Raw genomic sequence first — 20,899 nt, 5'->3', positions numbered from 1 at the left:
TGTTTAGCTATTCAGAACCACTGTTATCCTTCGTTACATTAATACGAAGTTTGGTTAAACGAGAACGAACTTTTTTTGGTTCTCCCTGCATGAATTTCATGCTGTTAGTTGTTTGCCGGTACCGTCAAATCCCATAATAAACCCCGATAGTTAACAGACTAACTAATACCATAACTCACGGTAAATGAGTTGTTAAGAACCGGTGGGAATTAGAGTTAAAACCAGTAATCACTAATTGTTTTTGTAAGTTTTGGACTTTGCCATTGACAAAGGCATTTTCAATTTCGTACTGAATTACAATTGTTCCTTGAGCAATATCAGAATAAACATCACGGATGATTAGTCGTTGTTGGTTATGTTTACTAATTAAAACTTCATTTAATTGTAAGTAGCGATAGGCTAAAGCAAAATTTTCAGTTTTTAATGCGGTTGTTGCATCACGAATGTTAATCTGTACTCCATCATGAATTAAGCGCGTGGCAACAACGTCATTATCAGCAACTGTGATTTCGGTATTAACCAGTTTTAAATGGGTTAATGCAATCTGGGCTTGGGTTGGATCAGCTAAAAACTGATCTAAATCAACTGGATTAGGATTTAAATCCATGGCGGCTGTTTGATAACTGTTAACTAACTGAATACTACCAGGTAAGAAAGTCAATTGACCAATTCCATCATTAATCAATAAGTATTGGGTCATTGCTTCAACTGGAGTATCTTTAGCTAAGAGTTGAACAAATTCCGGATTTAAGACTAATGATAAGGATTGAGTTACTCGGGAAAAACCTTGCACCCGTAAAAACGATTGTAAAAAAGTATTAATGACCGTTGGTTCGTTTAAATTGCTTTTTAATCAAGTCAAAATCTCAGAACCCGAAACTGCACTAATCTTACTCAACGTTCCATTAAAGTTTAGTTCATATTCTGGATCAGTATAATTTTGGGAACTAATCACAATTGGCTGACGTTTAAAACCTTGAATAATCACATTACTTAAGCCAATGTTTTGGTAATTGCCGAAATTATCAATTAGTTGCTCACTGGTTTTGTTTGGATCAAAAATGTTTTTCAGAATTTTAATTTGCTCTGCAGCTGCATGATCAACATGAAAGTGTAAAAACGGGTTTAATAAATAAATTTGTTCGTTTTTCGCACTATAATGTATATCTTGTTTGCGAACATTTAAACTCACATGAAACTTTTCTAATTCAGTTTTTAAAATGTCTAAAGCTGCTTGGTGGTGTTTGCTAGTATTGCCCACATCAATTCCGGTGTTATCAACTAGTTGTCAACTAACTAAATCAAATAGTTGATTGGAATTATTTAGCTTAATGTAATCTTGATCAACTTCTTGATTGATTTGATTCATTAAAGTTATGTAATAATCTTTAACAGTTCAAGTTTTTAAAGCATCATTTGTTATTATTCCTGAAACTTTTTGTCCATCTAAGGCAACTAGATTTTCATCATCCGTCCGCAGTTTAAAATTATTTTCAGAATAGTTCTTTCACACTGGTAACAAGAAAGTTCCTAAAGTGTTGGTGATTTTAAAGTTTTGTTCTTTATCAGCTAAGATGAAGTGTTGACCATCAAAACCAGTAATGTAATTTTCAACTTTAATTTTGATGTCTAAACTGCCTTCGTTGTAATTGAGGTTGCTGAATTGTAACATGCTGAATTTTGTCATTTTATCAACATGTTGGTTGTCCACATCCGCACTTGTAAATTGTTCAGTAAAGAATTTTTCAGCATCGGGGTTAGTGTAATAAACTGGATTGATAAATTTAAATTTCAAAATGTTAATCGCATCTTGAGCCGCTAATAAATCTGAACCAGTTAAGGGTTGAGCAGTGGAAGCATTATACAGTTTTTGAGCTTTAGCTAACAAATCCTCTAACTGATTGACAATCCCTAGCACACTTTCATTGCCAAAAGTACGGTTTACATCCACATTATCAGCAAACGGCAATTTAGTTCTAAGCGCCTCATCAATCCGAAAAAAGTAATTACTTAAAAAGAAACTAATTTCTTGGTTATAAAAGTAGGGAGTTTGCCGACGTTCAGCTTTAGTTGCGTCTTCATAAACATTATTAACAAATAAAGTATTGGCCGCAATCTTTACTTCTCCAGTCGAGTTGTTAATCGTGATGTTACTAAAATTAGTTAAATCAACATGGGTTTGATAACTGGTGTTTGAAGTGGAAGTATTCAACACATGATTCAAAAAACCAGTTAAACTATCATAACCGTGATAATCTTGTTGGTTAACTAATAAACTACTTTGTCGGTTTTTTAATAGTCTTAACTGTGCTAATCATTCACTTGGTAACAAATTTTTTCACTCCCTGTTTAAAGCATCTTTAAATAGGGCTTCACCTCCGTTGTAAGTTGTTGCTGGTTTAGACCCAGCAGCTGGTGAAGTTGCATCTTTGTAAGCATTACTAATTGCTTGATACTGGGTTGTATTTGGTTTTAAAGCCACTAATAATGAAGGTAGGGTAGTAATTGGTGCTCCTTGTTCAGATCCGCCATAAAATTTGCCGTGAAGATAACCGCCTTTAATGGTTAAGAAATTAATTCCCACTAAATCAGCATCTTCTCTGACAATTACATTAGCATTAATATCTGCTGGTGTTGATGTGGCAGTAGTATGAAAACCAATTATTAATTGATTTTTTTGGTTTTCATCTAGTGACATGCCTCCGTTCAACTGTTGTTGAGCATCGAAACTAGGTGCACTATTAGTTAAATCTAATAGTGGTAAGATTAGTTGACTAAAAGTAGCTGCATCTGAAGCGGTTAGTAATGCAGCTTTAAAATCTTTAACTAATTTATCTTTGTAAGCATCATATGTAATAAAAGCAATTCCTGAAACCCGATCATTATTTTGTTTTCAGCCAAACGAAGAATTGAAACTAGACAAGCCGAACAAACTAGCATTTTTCACATCAATTAAAGTTTTTTCAGCATTTTTTTCCAACAAACTAACTGCAAAATCAACACTACCCACTGCACCATTCCGATTAACATCGGTTAATTGTAATTCGGTTTCAGGCGGTAGAAATTGGTTTAATTCGTCAACTGCGGCTGATCATTTTTTAGACTGAGGATTTACTTCTTTTCCCTTAATTGTCTGAAAGGTTTTTAGAGTAACAAATTCTTTTAATTTCTCATCAGTGTAATCCAGTGCACTCGCATTTTTAGCCGCATTTGAAGTATCAATTGAGTAGCTAAATTTTTTAAAAGTAGTAATCGTTTGGTTTTGTACCAAATTAATGCCCCCGTTATTAACATTGGAATTAATTTGTAAAGTGAATGATAACGTTCCATCATTCTTGTTGAAGAAGACACTACTAATGTATTGTTCAGGATTTTGTAAATCTGCTAATTTATGAATATTTTTTTCAGCTAAGCTATCAGCTGTTGGATTATTTTTAGGATTAGTTGTAAGATCAGATGAACCATTTAAAACTAAACCAATTCATCTCACGCCCACATGTTGTTTGATTCATTCAATTGCTTCTTGATGATCTTTTGGTGCAAATTCATTTGGAGCATTTTTAACATCATCAAAATCTTCAACCACTTTTTCGTTATTAATTAAAAAAGCTGTTTGAGTGGCAAAATTAGTTAAGATAACATCTTTAATATTAATTCGGTTACCAGTTGGATCATTCACATTAAAGCCAACAACAATTTGGTTATTAATTAAGTCAACTGATTTAATCCGAATCGAACTAGAATCATTTTTAATGTAATTTTGGATGTAAGATGCTCCAGTTGTTCATGCTTCTACTTCATTCGCTAAATCTTGGATAGTAATTGTTGATGCAAAATTATAGCGTTTGCTGAAAGTTGTTTTAGCAACATCTAAAGTGCGATCTTGTTCAGCAACAGCACCTGTATCGTTGACATTTAAACTATAACTTGTATCAGTTAAGATGTTAATGGTATAACGATAAGTCCATTCTTGAGTTGGTGCAGAAATGGTTAAGTTGTAAGAAGGTGATTTTGGAATAATTGTGCCATTTTCTGTTTGAGAAAATTTATTTAATTGAATTCCAACCGCTTTATTTCCAGTTGCTCCAGTTCAAGCAGTTGCTTTTTTCCGTCCATTATAGTAGGGTAGTTGGCCTAAAACCTGGGTTAAAAAATTGTACCCATTATTGGTAGAAGATCTACTCATAGAAGACCCCCCCGACGAATTCTGGTTATTATTGGTGGGATTGTATCCATCTGCTAAATCTTGTAAATCTAAAGTAGCAGCATTTAATCCATTGGCATTAGCATACAAATGAACTCAATCAATATTAGAAAAATTGTTAGGTGACACATTTTCACCATTTTGATCAACTAGTGAAACTTCAACTTTTTGACTCGCTCCATTCCGACCATTTTGTTTCCCTCAAGAATTTAGTACTGAATGATTTTGGGGTAAAGTTCTTGTTAAGATATAAGGCACTTGGGAGTTGTATGATTTATAAGCATCTGATGTATCTTTTAAGATGGCATCATCAAATTGCTTACGAGAAGGTTCAGAATTCACACCAGAACTAGCTGTTGTGGTTGCTGAAGCTGTGGTGCCAATTTGTTTTAATTCTTCTTTAGAATCAAATCCTGGCAAGATGAACGGACTAGATTGAGAACTAGCAACTGTGATGTTGTAATTAATTGTTTTGTTATAACTTTGGGAATAAGTTAGGATTTTATCATCGTTTAATTGATTGAAAAAAATGCCATATAAATTTTTGGCATTTCTGCGGGCTCCAATATTATTCCCCACAATATCATGGATGAAATTTCCATCAAAATTACCTAAATAGGTTGAAAATGTCCCTCCATCTTGGGGACCAATTCAAACGCGGTGAAATCATGGATAAAATTCGTTTGAATCATCACCAATTTGGTGATTTCACGGACTAATTGGATAGCCATTAACATTAGAATTGACACTTGCTCCATCACCCTGAATTCTTTTATTTGTTGGAATGGTTAATTTTGGTCAAGTATATCAACTATTATCTGTGTCTTGTTGTGGTCAAAAATCTAATAAGTGGTTACCATAAAATGAGAAAGTAGGTAGTGTATATGCATAATTCCCCATTACTAGCCTATCTAAAATGCGTTGAGTTTGGGCGTTTCAACCAGTAGGAGTAGTTTCTTTGCTCTGGTCATAATATTTGGTTCAATTAGTTGGATTAACCACACTATAGAAATTTTGATTGATGGTAGAAATTAAGAAGATTAAGCCATGAAATCATGGCAGTGGTTTAGCTGCAATTGGAGTGATATACCGTAAACGATTATTACCAAAATCAATATTGGTAAACATGTTTTTAGATAGAGGAATCCGTTCAATTTGGTTATTCGAAAAATCAACGCGATGAAGGTCTTTAGAAATATCTAAGCGAACTGCACCAAAATTAATTCCTTTATCTAAATTAAAATCTGTGCCATTGTTAGTATTAATTATTGTACCCGTTGAAGTTGTTGTGATGTTACTTGTGGCATCATAGGGAATTGACCCACCACTTACTGACAAACCATTATTGTTGCTAGCAGCAGAATTACTGTTTTCATTAATGTATTTTCCACCATCTTTAGCCCGAAAATAAAACGGATCAGCCGAAACAGCATCTAAAAAATCGGTGTAACTACTAATTGTTTTTTTACCAGTTTTATTAGATGAACTCGCACTTGCAGTTGCATAATCAATTGTTGGTAAAACTTCTGTTAACCATTTTTGAATGGCTTTTACTGAAGCAATTTCTTTCACATCAGAAGATTCAGCTCATAAACTTTTTAAATAATCATAGTAGTTCTGATTAGTTTTAGCTGTCATATTTACATTAGCTAATTCAGTGTCAGATAAATACTCAGTAGAATAATGATTATTGCTGAAGGTATTAAAGTTCCCGATTGCTTTAATCGCATTCTTGCTTGCGCGAATGTTTTTTAAAGCTGGAAAATTTTTATAGTTGGGATTAGGAAAATAAGTGATGATATTATCATCAACATTAATGGTACTTAAACCCCGATAACGGATTTCAAAATTAGAATCCCCAGTGATGCGGGGAGTAGAATTAGCTGTGCCTAATAAATCATAAATACCCAAACCTCAACGCAGGTTTGGGTTAAAAATTTCGGCAATGGAATTTAGAGCCCGATTTGACAAATCTAAGGTAATGTTCACTTTATCGAAGGCATTAAACCAATCATTTTTAGAAAATGTTTCTGAAGGTTGTTTGCCCAAAATGGTTGCAACTGCATTACGAATTGCTCTTGTTGGAAATAAATCAGAAAAATTATTCTCTGTATCTTTTAATGTTGGTCATACATCATCGCTAAATAAACCTGGTGGGGGAGCAAATTTGACGTCTTTCAGTTCTTTGGTTTTCTTGTTATATTGAACGTATTTTAGATTGACATAATCATAAGCATTAGCATCAATTTTTTCAGTACCTTTGGTCAAACTAACAGCAGTTGCCACCACCCGAATGCCGGTTTTAGGCAAATCACCGCGGAATGAGATTGCTTTAGTATCATCTTCAATGATGATGTTTTCAATGTCAGCTAAGTCGCGGCCTAAAAAGGCGCTTAAATTTGTGTCATCAGCCAGATTAGGACTAGATGAACCCCCCCCCGGCGCATTAGTCATACCAGAATGCTCAATTCGGGCTAACCGCGCTTGGATTGGATCATATTCAGATGCAGTTTTGGATTGTTGATAAGCTTGTTCGGTCAAGTAAATGGAAGTACTTAAACCAATGATGGTTGAAGTCAAAATGATAAAACTAGTCAATCATTTTGCTGGTAAATGTCATTTTGCTTTATCAGCTTTAAAAGAAAGATTCTTTTTGAATCTTGTAGTCATTGAAAATAGCGCTAAATCTATATCATGACGACTTGTAACTGGAAAAATAAAAAAATAGCTGTTTAACAATCAACTAATTTTGCACAGTCGATTTTTAGACAAAAAGAGTTACAACATTATTGGAAATATGGTATTGTTTTAATACCAAATTGCCATAATTTTAACATAACCTTAATACCATCTTCGAGAAATTAGGTCATAGCATCTTATTCAATTTTTTGAACCAATGATATAACAAACTTTTTATCCTAACCAAAATCATTTATATCCTAAAAAACCACAAGCTGAGCTTGTGGTTTTTTGGTTTTTGATTACTAATTATTTTATAGTGATAAATCACTTATTTTTTCACTTTAACTGCGGTATTGGCCATATAAAATTTCTTACTGCCTAAATATTTCCGTCTCCAGAAATAATAGACTAAACCAACTAAACTGACTCCACTTGATCCGCCGAAAACTGGGCCTAAAACCAAAGGTAGTTGGTTTTTGAAATTAGTTAAAGTGTAGTGGAAGGTTTTTTGGCCCAGATTAATCCCATTTTCATAATAGTTTTGGAAACTAACTTGAATATAAAGTTTACCTAATAAATCGTTGGCACTAACTGTAATTTCGGGTTGCTCGATTTGTTTGTAATCATCTGCAAACCGGACTAGTGATTGTAGTCGGGGTTGGTTTTGATTTAAAACGTTCTGAATTGCAGAAGGGGTTAATTGGTTTAAATTTTCATCCTTGTTCAATTCTTCAAAATTAGCTTTAAATTCAGTAGTAAAAGCGGTATTAACGACTAAATTAATTTCAGGGATTTCAATTGTTTTATCATCTTGAGGTACATTGTTAATATAACCATACAGGATTTGTAAATTTCTTAAACTAATTGCGCCATTGATGTGATCAATGGTGATTGAATCATTTAATTTCTTTAAAGGAGATAAACGGGCTTGGGTTAAAGGATCAGCAAAAACCGAATTCAAGAAAACTAAACCATTACCAGCTTTTAGCATGGCATTAAATTCAACTTCATTAAATTGTTCACTATTAATTGCAGCTTGTAAATCAAATAATAATTCAGACACTGATGGTTTAGTCCCAAACCGATTTTGTAATCACGCAATAATAACAGTGTTGTTATTGGGTAATAGTTCGGTTGAACTCACTGCAAAAGGTAAGACAATATCAGCAAGATCTAGGGTTGGCCCAATTTTGCCTTCAGCTCAAGGAGTAAGAATTTGAATTTGACTTAACCGTAATTCATTTCCGTTTAAACTAATGTTACCAATTTGCCCAACCGGACCAATAATATTGTTGGTGTCAGAACCATTGGTTAAAACCGAATTAGTTGCGTTGCGTAAATGATAAACTTTTTCGTTTAAAAATTGTTGGAAGCTAAAAGTCGGATCAGTTTGCATCCCTAATTTTAATCCTAAACGCTGCAATAATAAACTTGGCGGTTGGTTTAAAATGTCTTCATAATCGCTTAAAGGGTTGCGAATAAATTCGGTGTTGGCACCAGTATTTAAGTATCAAATTTCAGCCACCTCAATTTCATAATCAGGAACTACAGGACTGTTTTCATCCGTGGTGTTGGCATATAAAGCAAAAATTAATTTATTAACTTTTAAAGTGCGCTCACCATTGGAAATTTCAATCTCAGCTGGATAAGCAATCGTGGTGTCATATGATCCACCATATGGCACATTGTTGGCGGTGAAAGTACTGATTCAAGCTTGCTGAATGGAACGTCAACGGTGTGATGCTCGGACCGATAAATTTTTGCGGTTCGCAGTTAAGAATTCTAAATCCGCTTTCATGGTCGCTGCATCAACATCGTGTCATAATGATGCTAGTAAGTTGGCACTAAATTCGCCCTGACTTAATTGTTCAGGGACTTCTTGGTTAGCATACTTATGAAAAGTTACTGTAGTACCATTGCGTAAAAAATTGACATAAATAAAATCATTAACTGGGTGCAATTCTGTTCCCCCATTCGCTAAGTAATTAACAATATGGGGTTTGCGAATAATCAAAATTGATGAATCTAAAGTGGATGCTTCAATTCGCTCAGCAATGAAATAAGTACGGTTTACTCCGCTTGACACGGCTGAGTTCACAAATGCTAAATAATTGGGTAAATAGAAATAACCACTGAAATCAGTTTTTTTCACAAAGTCATTTGCTGATGCTTGTTTCAATTGATTAATGCGAGCTAAATCAGTCGGATTAATGCGAGCCGCATTATTATTGACCAATCATCTTCGAATTAAATTGGAGCCAACTTGGGTGGTTTGGTGCACTAAATTCGGGGTTTTTAACGCTGCCACAGCATCATCAACTGCTTGTTTTTGTGCAGTTGTAATTCCAGCTGCACTATAGCTGTAACCAAAATAGAATTTGGCATAATCATCTTTAAACCCAGATGCAGAAGTGATGTTCGTATTCACCTGAAAATTAGTTAAATATTTATTCGGTAAACTATAAGTTTTGGCTAGTGTAACAACATGATCAACTGGATTCTGACCAAGTGTAGAAACAAAATTGGTCATAGTAACTGCATTCGCTTCAAACGTGATGGTTCCCGCAACTAAATCAACTTTAATTTTGGTGGGATCAACTAGGTAATGGTTTGCACTAATATTATCAGCGTTAAAAGTTTTTTTACCAACATTTAATGCATCAATGTATGCGGGAGCTAAAGTGGGTGATCGGAAAATTTGTTCGACTTCTAACACTGATTTATTGGCTAAAGCTGAACTAATGGATTTAGATCAAATAAAACTGTTGACAACCGGACTGGCATTAACTGTGTGTTCAGGCACATCATGAGTGATCGTATCAAAACTGTTCGCATTTTGTCAGTTCTTAAACTGCAGATTTTTAAAAGTTAATTCCCCAGTTTTGTTATTCGCTACTAAACTATCATTTAGAGTTGTTTTTAAAACAAAATTATTTTTATTAATGTTTTTTAAATCAAACAAGTTCATGTCAGTTAAATTAAGGTTGTTATTGACAATTGCTTGTTTCAAATCATAAACATTCATTTGATTTAAGACTTCTTGAACAGTGGCAACTTGTTCGTTGTTCGGATCAACTTGAATTAAATTATTTTTTTGTAAATAATCTTTAATGTTTTTGATGATAGCTTCACTTGATTTCCATTCTAAAGATGAAACCGGACGTTGCCCTTGGTAGTTGGGTGAGATCGGAATTGTTAGATATGTTGGTGTGTTGGATGCTGTTTGATTATCAGGCTGACCATTGTTATATTTGATTCCGTTTAAGAAGTGGTTTTTTAACCGAATATTGGTAAACCGAATCTGGCCATTGTTAACATTAGTGATAAAGTTTTCATCTTCAACTTCTAAATCAGCTGTTGTTAACTGATTATTATTGGGTTTGTTAAGCACATTTAAAAAAGCTTGGGGATCAGCTTTAAATGCCGCTTTAATTTGTTCAGGAGTTTTGCCTAATAAGAAACTGTTTAATTGTTCTTGAGTTTTTCAAGTAACAGTAGTCGTTTGGTTGAATAAATGTTCTCATAATACGGTGATGCGTTGTTCAGGAATTCCGTTACTTAAATCCCCAGGGATTCGGACTTGTCATAACAAAGTTCCGTTCGCATCATTAGGGAACAGGGTAAAGTATTGGTTAGCCTCAGTTTTTGTTACTGATTTTCAAGTGGAAACATCAGTGGTAACTGCATTTAATTCAAAAATGTCTTGAGCTGTAATCGCACTAGCAGGTTTAGCAATGATTTTTTTGAATAATGTTAATTGATCCTGATTTTTACTAAAGGTTGCTTCAACAAAAGTTTGGGGCGCATCATCCACTGCAATGTTTTTTCCAATTACGGTAGTATTAGTTTTAGGTAAACCGGTTCATTTATAAACCGTAGTTTTTAGTTTAGTTGGATAATTAAAACTCGTTCCATTAGCAAAAGTATAATCGGGAATTTCGATTTTAAATTGAACCGTACCATCCACTTGGTTTTTAATAATTTCAGTAACTCATTGGGAGTTAACATTAGTTAATTGGTGTTGGTTTTCTTCGATGTTTGCTTGTTGAGCACCATTAACCATTTTATTACCCAAATAATTGGTTTGAAAAGTTTTGGCAATTAATTCTGCATTAATTTTGGTGTAATCTGCAACTGTAGTAATTGTTTCTTTGGCACTTTTTGGAGCATCATACTCCATTAAATTATTTTTAATATTTTCTGAAGTAAAATCTTCAAAACTTCCACTAGCATTTTCTTTTTTAATTTGGGCTTTTGCAAATCCGGTTACAGTTTTATCAATTTTGACATCAATCGTTGGAGTACTATCTTTTGAAGCCATCGCTTGATTATCACCTGCTTTAAACAGACGACCTTGTCGCGAATAACCCGGTGAGTAAACCCGAAATTTATAAGTTAGTGAGCCCTCTTCGGGATTGTAGGTTAGTTCCACATCGTTTTGGTTTAACCGTTCCATATAAACTTGGTCAAACTTTTTAGTGGATTTTCAGAACTTGTTAACTCCGTCTAAAATGTCATCAACCCGCACATTTTGCGGAAATTTATTACTGTAATTAGACAAATCTAAATCCGCTTTTTTTGTTGTGGAAACTTCACTAGCAAAATTACTACTGTCATTTAATTCAGTAGCAATAGTATCCACTACATTAAAGTAACTAGAATAATTGTATAACCCGTTATTCATAACTAATGATGAAGTGTAGGGCACTTGAGTAGTTTGTGCAACCCCAAAACTACTATCACGTTCAATGTTAGAGATTCAAGTTGTTGGTGAACCGACTGTTAAGTTCACAATTGGCAAATTACCAAAAATACTGCCGAAGTGTTTAATACTATTGGCAACACTTCTATTTGATTGATTAACTCTTCCAGTTCCCTTAAAAAGATTAATTGGGTTTTCGGCATAGTTAGCCATTAACCCAATTTCACTTCGTCCTGAAGGAGAAAAATTTAAACGCGCGTTAAAGTTTTCATAGTTCCGCGCATCATAAAAAACATTCCCATCAAAAATTGGTTGATAATCTTCACCCCGTTCCGATTTAGCAAACGATTTAGCCGTAATCAAATAAGTGCGAAATGGTTTATAACGGTTGTAATAAGTTTGATCGTTGGAATCAGTAAAACTCATTCTTCCGTTTCTATTGTTACGAGGAACCGTAACTAACCCTTTCGTCCCTCAGAACCCACTCTTTTTACCATTATTAGTTCCATTAATAAATTCTTCTAAACTCGGTGCAGATGCGTCTCTTTCATTCGGATTATATAATCCAGTTCAACTACCATTTTCATTTTTACCAAAATCAGAAAGTTTAGGAACTTCTCATTTAATACCAGTTCCACTTTCTTGTGAACTGGTACCAGCATACTCATCATTACTAGAGCCTGAACTATCACCACGACCACTTGATATTGGAAATACTGTATTATCCCAAGTATTTCCTTCACTTCCATCATTGCGAGAATCTTCATTTTGTTCCAATAAACCAAATCCATTAAAGGAACGAAATGAATAAACACTTAATAAAGGCCGGGCAAAATTATAACCTGGTCGAATCCCAGTGGTTCAACCGTTTAATCCCATGAAAGGAAAAATCGAATCTGGTTGGGGAACTAGTAATTCCGCATTTGCATTTGGGTTATTTTGGTCATTTCGTTTTTTAGCTTCTTCAATAATTTTGTCTTGAACTGTTTTGTAAGCCGAAGTTTTAAAGTCATTTAAACCAACGTATAAATTGACACTTTTTTGTTGGGGGGAAGTGGAAGAGTTAGAGTCAAATGTCACATTGGCATTACTAAAGACCATTGGTGCTACAAGGTTGTTATTCGAAAAACTGAAATATGGTCTTTTACCCCCAGAATCTGGTGTCATGCCTGTTCCTTCGCTAACTCCTGAATCCAATTGATTAGTTGTTCGATCCGGAACATCATTATAGTTCCCAAAAGTTAAACCCCGAATTGGTCAGGGGGATTGGCGTCAACGGGCGACTTGTTCATCACTGTATTTATATTCAGTTTCACTCCCAGTTTTTTTATCCCCAGTGTTATAAACATTGATGCCATACGGACCCCGAATGCTGGGATCTTGAATGCTTAATAAGTTTTGGCTATTTTGAGTTGATGCTAATGAATATCAAGGAGTGGCATAAATTCCCATCGGATCAGCTTCGGTTCCTGAACCCAATTTATTGTTGCTCATGTTTAAATAAGCCAAATTAATTTTTAAAAAGTATTTGGGAATTTCACGAATGTTGTTTGAAGCAACATCAAAAAACCGGGGCACATTATCGCGAATTGGAGTTGTATATTGTGCTTCAGCGCTTGTTCTTTCATCACTGCCATCAGTAGTTTTGTCATCTGGGTCTTCAACATAAGATGAGACATTAATCATCTTGTTTAAATGAGAATTCGATGCCAAAATTTTATACAGTTTAGGCATTCCAGATTTTGTGAAAATAATTTCATAATCACCAAAATGATTATTGGATAAATTAATATTTCACAAACTGTCTCAAGTAAGTGCCGGATTTAAAATTGCATCAATCTCGGTGAGATTTAAATCACTTAAATCAAGTGATTTCACTTGCCCCAATTCTCCTTTATTCACTTGAGAATTAACCCCTAAATCATATTTAGTGTTATCAGTTGCTACAGCTTTTAGTGCATCTAGTACTCGTGTAGCTAGACGTGAAAGAGGAAACACATCAATGATGCGTCTTGATGATGAATCATTCCATTCAACATATTTAACAGCAGCTGCAGCTTGTTGACGTTTAGGGAGTGAACTATCCTCTAAATTTTGAATATGGTGGCGAGTTGTTTGGTTAATACTTAAACTAAAACTAGTTAAAGTTATTAAACTTAAAATAAAGTAATTGGTATTAAACTTTCTATTACGTCTAATTTTTAATTGGAAATTCATGGAAGATTATTTTCTGTTTAGCTATTCAGAACCACTGTTATCCTTCGTGTGTTGAGAGCGAAGTTTGGTTGAACGAGAACGCACTTTTTTTGGTTCTCCCTGCATGAATTTCATGCTGTTAGTTGTTTGCCGGTACCGTCAAATTCCATAATAAACCCCGATAGTTAACAAACTAACCAACACCATAACTCACGGTAAATGGGTTGTTAAGAACCGGTGGGAATTAGAGTTAAAACCCGTGATTACTAATTGTTTTTGTAAGTTCTGGATTTTACCATTGACAAAGGCATTTTCAATTTCGTACCGAATTACAATAGTTCCTTGAGCAATATCAGAATAGACATCATGAATAATTAAGCGTTGGCCATTATGTTTACTAATTAAAACTTCATTTAATTGTAAGTAACGATAAGCTAAGGCAAAATTTTCAGTTTGTAATGCGGTTGTTGCATCACGAATATTAGTTTGCACTCCATCATGAATTAAGTGGGTAGAAACAGCTTCATTATCAGCAACTGTGATTTCGGTATTAACTAGTTTTAAATGGGTTAATGCAATCTGGGCTTGGGTTGGATCAGCTAAAAACTGATCTAAATCAACTGGGTTAGAATTTAAATCCATTTCTGTTGTTTGATAACTGTTAATCAATTGAATGCTGCCGGGTAAAAAAGTTAGTTGACCAATTCCATCATTAATCAATAAATATTGGGTCATTGCTTCAACAGGGGTATCTTTAGCTAAGAGTTGAACAAATTCCGGATTTAAGACTAATGATAAGGGCTGGGTAACCCGAGAAAAACCTTGCACCCGTAAGAAAGATTGTAAGAAAGTATTGATCGCAGCTGGTTCGTTTAAATTAGCTTTTAATCAAGCTAAAATCTCAGAACCCGAAACTGTACTAATCTTGTTCATTGTCCCATTAAAGTTTAGTTCATATTCTGGATCAGTGTAATTTTGGGAACTAATTACAATTGGTTGGCGTTTAAAACCTTGAATGATTACATTGCTTAAACCAATGTTTTGGTAATTGCCCGAATTATCAATTAGTTGCTCACTGGTTTTGTTCGGATCAAAAATGTTTTTCAGAATTTTAATTTGCTCTGCAGCTGCATGATCAACATGAAAGTGTAAGAACGGATTTAGTAAGTAGATTTGTTCGTTTTTTGCACTGTAATGTATATCTTGTTTACGGACATTTAAACTCACATGAAACTTCTCTAACTCGGCTTTTAAAATCTCTAAAGCTGCTTGGTGGTGGTTGCTAGTATTACCCACATCAATTCCGGTATTATCAACTAGTTGTCAACTAACTAAATCAAATAATTGATTGGAATTATTTAGTTGGATGTATTCATCACTAATGCCTTGATTGATGTGGCTCATTAAAATTGTGTAATAATCTTTAACGATTCAATCCTTTAAAGCATCATTTGTTATTACACCAGAAATTTTTTGTCCGTCTAAAGCAACTAAATGTTCATCATCCGTCCGCAGTTTGAAATTATTTTCAGAATAGTTTTTTCACACTGGTAACAAGAAGGTTCCTAAAGTATTAGTGATTGTAAAAGTTTGTTCTTTATCCCCTAAAAGGAAGTGTTTGCCATCAAAACCAGTAATGTAGTTTTCCACTTTTAGTTTAACTTCTAAACTGCCTTCGTTATAGTTCAGATTACTGAATTGCAACATGCTGAATTTCGTCATTTTGTTAACATGTTGGTTGTCAACATCCGCACTTGTAAATCGTTCAGTAAAGAATTTTTCCGCATCTGGGTTAGTGTAATAAACCGGATTAATGAATTTAAATTTCAAGATATTGATCGCATCTTGAGCCGCTAATAAATCTGAACCCGTTAGGGGTTGAGTGGTTGGTGCATCATACAGTTTTTGGGCTTTAGCTAATAAATCTTCTAATTGGTTGACAATGCCTAACACACTTTCATTAGCAAAAGTGCGGTTCACATCCGCATTATCTGCGTATGGTAATTTCGCTTTAATTTCATCGCTAATTCGGAAGAAGTAATTACTTAAAAAGAAACTAATTTCCTGATCATAAAAGTAGGGAGTTTGCCGACGTTCAGCTTTGGTTGCATCTTCATAAACATTATTGACAAATAAAGTGTTTGCTGCAATCTTCACTTCTCCAGTCGAATTGTTAATTGTGATATTACTGAAATTATTCACATCCACATGGGTTTGATAACTGGTATTCGAAGTTGAAGTGTTTAGTACATGATTTAAAAATCCGGTTAAACTATCATAACCGTGATAGTCTTGTTGGTTCACTAATAAACTACTTTGCTGGTTTTTTAATCGTCTTAATTGTGCCAATCATTCGCTTGGTAATAAATCTTTTCACTCCTTATTTAAAGCGTCTTGAAATAAGGTGGTCCCACCATTATAAGTTGTGGTTGGTTGGGGACCAGCAGTTGGGGTTGGGTTTTTATAAACATTACTAATGGCTTGGTATTCAGTTTTATTGGGCTTTAAGGCCACTAATAATGAAGGCAGAGTAGTAATTGGTGCACCTGCTTCAGATCCGCCATAAAATTTGCCGTTGAAATAACCCCCTTTAATCGTTAAGAAATTAATCCCAACTAAATTAGCATCTTCTTTGACAATCACATTAGCATTAATCGCTGCTTGGGTTGGTGAGGTTTTACCATGGAAACCAATTACTAATTGATCTTTTTGATCTTGGGTTAATGCTTCTGAACCAGTTAGTTTTTTATTAATATCAAAGGTTGGTGCACTTGCATTCAAATCTAATAATGGCAAAATTAATTTGCTAAATGCACTAGTATCTGTAGCGGCTAATAAAGCATCCTTAAAATCTTTAACCGGCTTATTTTGATAATCGTTATAAGTGATAAAAGCAATTCCCGACACCCGGTCATTGTTTTGTTTTCAAGCAAACGATGAATTGAAATTAGATAAACCAAAGAAACTAGCATTTTTTACATCAATTAAAGTCCCTAAGATGCCAGCAGTATTTTTGTCTAATAAACTAACCGCAAAATCCACACTACCCACTTCAGGATTACGGTTAACATCAGTTAGTTTTAATTCAGTATCTGGTGGCAAAAAATCAGATAATTTCTTTTGTTGATCAGCTTCTGATCACGTTTTTGCTTGGGGGTTTGTTTCCTGATTATTAATCGTTTGAAAAGTTTTTAGGGTAACAAACTCTTTTAGTTTCTCATCAGTGTAATCCAGTGCTGCTAAATTAGTTTGCGCAGTTGCAGTGTTAATCGAATAACTAAATTTTTTAAACGTGGTAATGGTGTGATTTTGAACTAAATTAATCCCCCCATTATTGACGTTTGGATTAACCTGCAAAGTAAATGAAAGGGTGCCTTCAATTTTGTTAAAGAAGACACTGCTGATATACTGGTCAGGATTTTTTAAGTCAGCTAATTTATGAATGTTTTGTTGTGCTAAACTATTAGCAGCAGCGGTTGTAGTTGGTACAGTTGTTGAACTATTATCGGCTTTAGTTAAATCAATTCAACGCACCCCGACATGATCTTTAATTCATTTAATTGCTTCGTCATGATTCTTAGGCGCAAATTGATTTGTCGCATCATTAGAATTATCAAAATTATCAACAACTTTTTCGTTGTTAATTAAGAACGCAGTTTGGTTGGGAAAATTAGTTAAGGTGATATCTTCAATGTCAATTCGATTACCAGTTGGGTCATTCACATCAAAACCAACTACCATCTCATTAGTGATTAGATCAACTGATTTAATATGAATTGAACTAGAATCATTTCTAATGTAATTTTGAATGTATGAAGTTCCTGTAGTTCATGTATCAATTTCAGTTGCTAAATCTTGTGCACTAATTGATGAAGCAAATTTATATTTATTGGTAAAGCTAGTTTTAGAAATATCTAATGTTCGGGTTTTACCCATCACAGAACCTGTATCATTAACATTTAATGCGTAACTAGTATCAGTTAAAACGTTAATCGTGTAACGATAAGTTCATTCTTGAGTTGGAGCTGAAATAATTAAGTTATAAGATGGTGAAAGGGGTACTGGATTATCTCCACTAGTGTTAGCAAAAGTAGATAGTGCTAACCCCGTTGATTTATTGCCTGTTGCATTAGTTCAGTTTGTAGCATTTTTGCGCCCATTATAATATGGCAGTTGACCTAAAACTTCAGTTAGAAATTTATAACCGTTTTTGGTAACCTGGGGAGTTTGACTAGCACTTGCAGTTGGTAGTCCATTTGATTCAGAAGGTTGATATCCAGCGGTCAATTCTTGAAAAGCTAAATTATTTTGAAGTCCATTCGCATTGGCATACAAACTTACCCAATCAATATTTTTAAAATTTGTATCAGCTACATCTTCATTATTTTGGTTTAGCAGTTGAACATTAATTGGTTGTCCTGGATCATTCCGGCCATCTTGTCTACCTCAAGAATTAGTAACCGAATGGTTTTGGGGTAGAGTGCGGGTTAAGATATAAGGCACTTGGGAATTATAAGATTTATAAGCATCTGATGTATTTTTTAAAATGGCATCATCAAATTGCTTTCGTTCAGGTTCAGTGTTCATAACATTATTACCAGACTGACTAGTTGTTGATGCTGAAGCAGTGGTGCCAATTTGTTTTAATTCTGTTGTGTTAAAACCCGGCAAAATAAATGCTTGATTTGACTGGTTTTTGGCAACTGTTATGTTGTAGTTAATTGTTTTGCTATAACTTTGGGAAAAAGTTAAGACTTTATTATCGTTAAATTGATTGAAAAAAATACCGTATAAATTACTAGCATTACTACGATTATTATCACTAGTTGCAATATCGTGAATAAAATTACCATCAAAATTACCTAAATAAGTCGAAAAGGTTCCCCCAGCATTAGTTCCAATGAACACCCGATGAAACCACGGATAAAATTCGGTAGTACCACCAATTTGATGATTCCAAGGACTAACTGGATACCCATTAACATTAGAGTTCACAGTCGCTCCTGCTCCTGTAACTCTTTTAGATTCAGGAATTGTTAATTTAGGTCAAGTGTATCAACTGCTATCAGTATCTTGTTGGGGTCAGAAATCTAACAATTGATTGCCATAAAATGAAAAAGTCGGCAAAGTATAACTATAATTTCCGGTTTTTAAGGCATCTAAAATTCGTTGCTCTTGAGCATTTCAACCACTTGGTTGATTTTCGTTGGTTTGATCGTAATAATTATTTCAATTACTTGGATTGACCACATTGTAAAATGCTGAATTTAAATTAGCAATTAAAAAAATCAAACCATAAAACCACGGTAATGGTTTAGCCGCAATGGGAGTAATATAACGTAAACGATTGTTTCCAAAATCAATATTGGTAAACATGTTTTTAGATAAAGGAATGCGCTCAATTTGGTTATTCGAAAAATCAATCCGATAGATATCTTTGGAAATGTCTAAACGAACTCCACCAAAATTAATTCCTTTATTTAAATCAAAATTTGCAGAGCTATTAGTGTTTTTTAATGCTCCATTAGCATCAGTTGTAATATTACTTGCAGAATCATAAGGGGTCGTTGCACTATTTTTTGCTAAGTTATTATTATTGGTGGTTGATGATGCATTATTTTCATTAATATATTTTGTGCCATCATTGGCCCGAAAATAAAACGGATCAGCTGAAACTGCATCTAAAAAATCTTCATAATTAGTAATGGTTTTTTTACCAGTTTTAGTAGATACTGAACTTGTTGATGAATTTGCATAATCAATGCTGGGTAAAGTTTCAGTTAATCATTTCTGAATTGCTTTGACTGATTCTAAAGTTTTAGTTTCATCTTCTGTTCATAAACTTTTTAAATAATCATAGTAATTTTGATTGGATTGGGATTTTGTAGTGGAGTTTTTTAATTCTTCTTGAGTTCGGTATTCAGTGGAATAATAATTATTACTAAAAGTATTAAAGTTCCCAATTGCTTGAATCGCATTCCGACTAGCCCGAATGTTTTTTAAAGCCGGAAAATTTTTATAATTTGGATTCGGAAAATAAGTAATGATATTATCTTCGACATTGATGGTACTCAAACCCCGATACCGAATTTCAAAATTAGAATTACCAACAATTCGGGAAGAAGAATTAGCTGTCCCTAACAAATCATAAATCCCCAAACCCCAACGGAGGTTGGGGTTAAAAATTTCAGCAATTGAATTTAAAGCTCGATTGGACAAATCCAAAGTAAGACTAGTTTTATCAAAAGCAGTGAACCATTCAGTCTTACTAAAATTGCCATCTGCAGTTTTACCCAACAGTCCAGCTACGGCTTGTCGAATAGCCCGAGTGGGAAAAAACTTGGTTAATTGGTTATTCGAATCTTGTAAGTTTGGTCATTCATTATCATTAAACAAGCCTGGTGGTGGGGCAAATTTAACATCAGTAACTTCTTTAGTACTTTTGTTATATCTAACGTATTTTAAATTGACATAATCATAAGCATTAGCAACGATGGTTTGATCACTTTTGGTCAAACTAACACTAGTTGACACCACCCGAATACCGGTTTTAGGTAAATCACCGCGAAATGAGATTGCTTTAGTATCATCTTCAATGATGATGTTTTCAATGTCGGCTAAGTCGCGGCCTAAAAACGCGCTTAAATCTGTGTCATCAGTCGGGTTAAGACTAGATGATCCCCCCCCCGACGCATTTGTCATGCCAGACTGTTCAATTCGAGCTAAACGGGCTTGGATTGGATCAAATTCAGCTGCAGCTTGAGCTTTAGTATAAGCTTGTTCGGTCAAGTAAATGGAAGTACTTAAACCAATAATAGTTGCTGTCAAAATGGCAAAACTAATAAGTCATTTTGCTGATAAATGTCATTTTGCTTTATCAGTCTTAAAAGAAAGATTCTTTTTGAATCTTGTAGTCATTGAAAATAGCGCTAAATCTACATCATGAAAACTTGTAACTACGTAAATAAAAAGAACTTTTCACTAATCAACTGGTTCGTACGAGTTAATTATGAAACAAGAAGAGTTACAACAATATTGAAAAAATGGTATTGTTTTCATACCAAACTAACATGATTATAACATAACATTGATACCACTTTTGCGAGATTTTAGGT

Annotated in this window: 3 protein-coding genes; all 3 read right to left on the bottom strand. The window is 34.1% G+C overall.

Annotated features, from left to right (window positions below; genetic code table 4):
- Positions 1-7 precede the first annotated feature (7 nt).
- A complete protein-coding gene (locus NPA10_RS01365; RefSeq protein ID WP_256547751.1) occupies positions 8-6,874 on the bottom strand; it encodes a hypothetical protein in 6,867 nt (2,288 codons plus the stop codon).
- Between the two features lie 340 nt (positions 6,875-7,214).
- The gene (locus NPA10_RS01360) at positions 7,215-13,805 is read right to left on the bottom strand and encodes a hypothetical protein (protein ID WP_256547750.1); all 6,591 of its coding nucleotides are present in this window, start codon (positions 13,803-13,805) and stop codon (positions 7,215-7,217) included.
- 21 nt (positions 13,806-13,826) lie between these two features.
- A complete protein-coding gene (locus NPA10_RS01355) occupies positions 13,827-20,702 on the bottom strand; it encodes a hypothetical protein (protein ID WP_256547749.1) in 6,876 nt (2,291 codons plus the stop codon).
- Positions 20,703-20,899: the final 197 nt, after the last annotated feature.

Origin of the sequence: Mycoplasmoides fastidiosum (genome assembly GCF_024498275.1) — a bacterium.
Lineage (GTDB): Bacteria > Bacillota_I > Bacilli_A > Mycoplasmatales > Mycoplasmoidaceae > Mycoplasma_N > Mycoplasma_N fastidiosum.
Note: the sequence above shows the minus strand (reverse complement) of the source record. Positions and strands in the feature narration are given on the sequence as shown.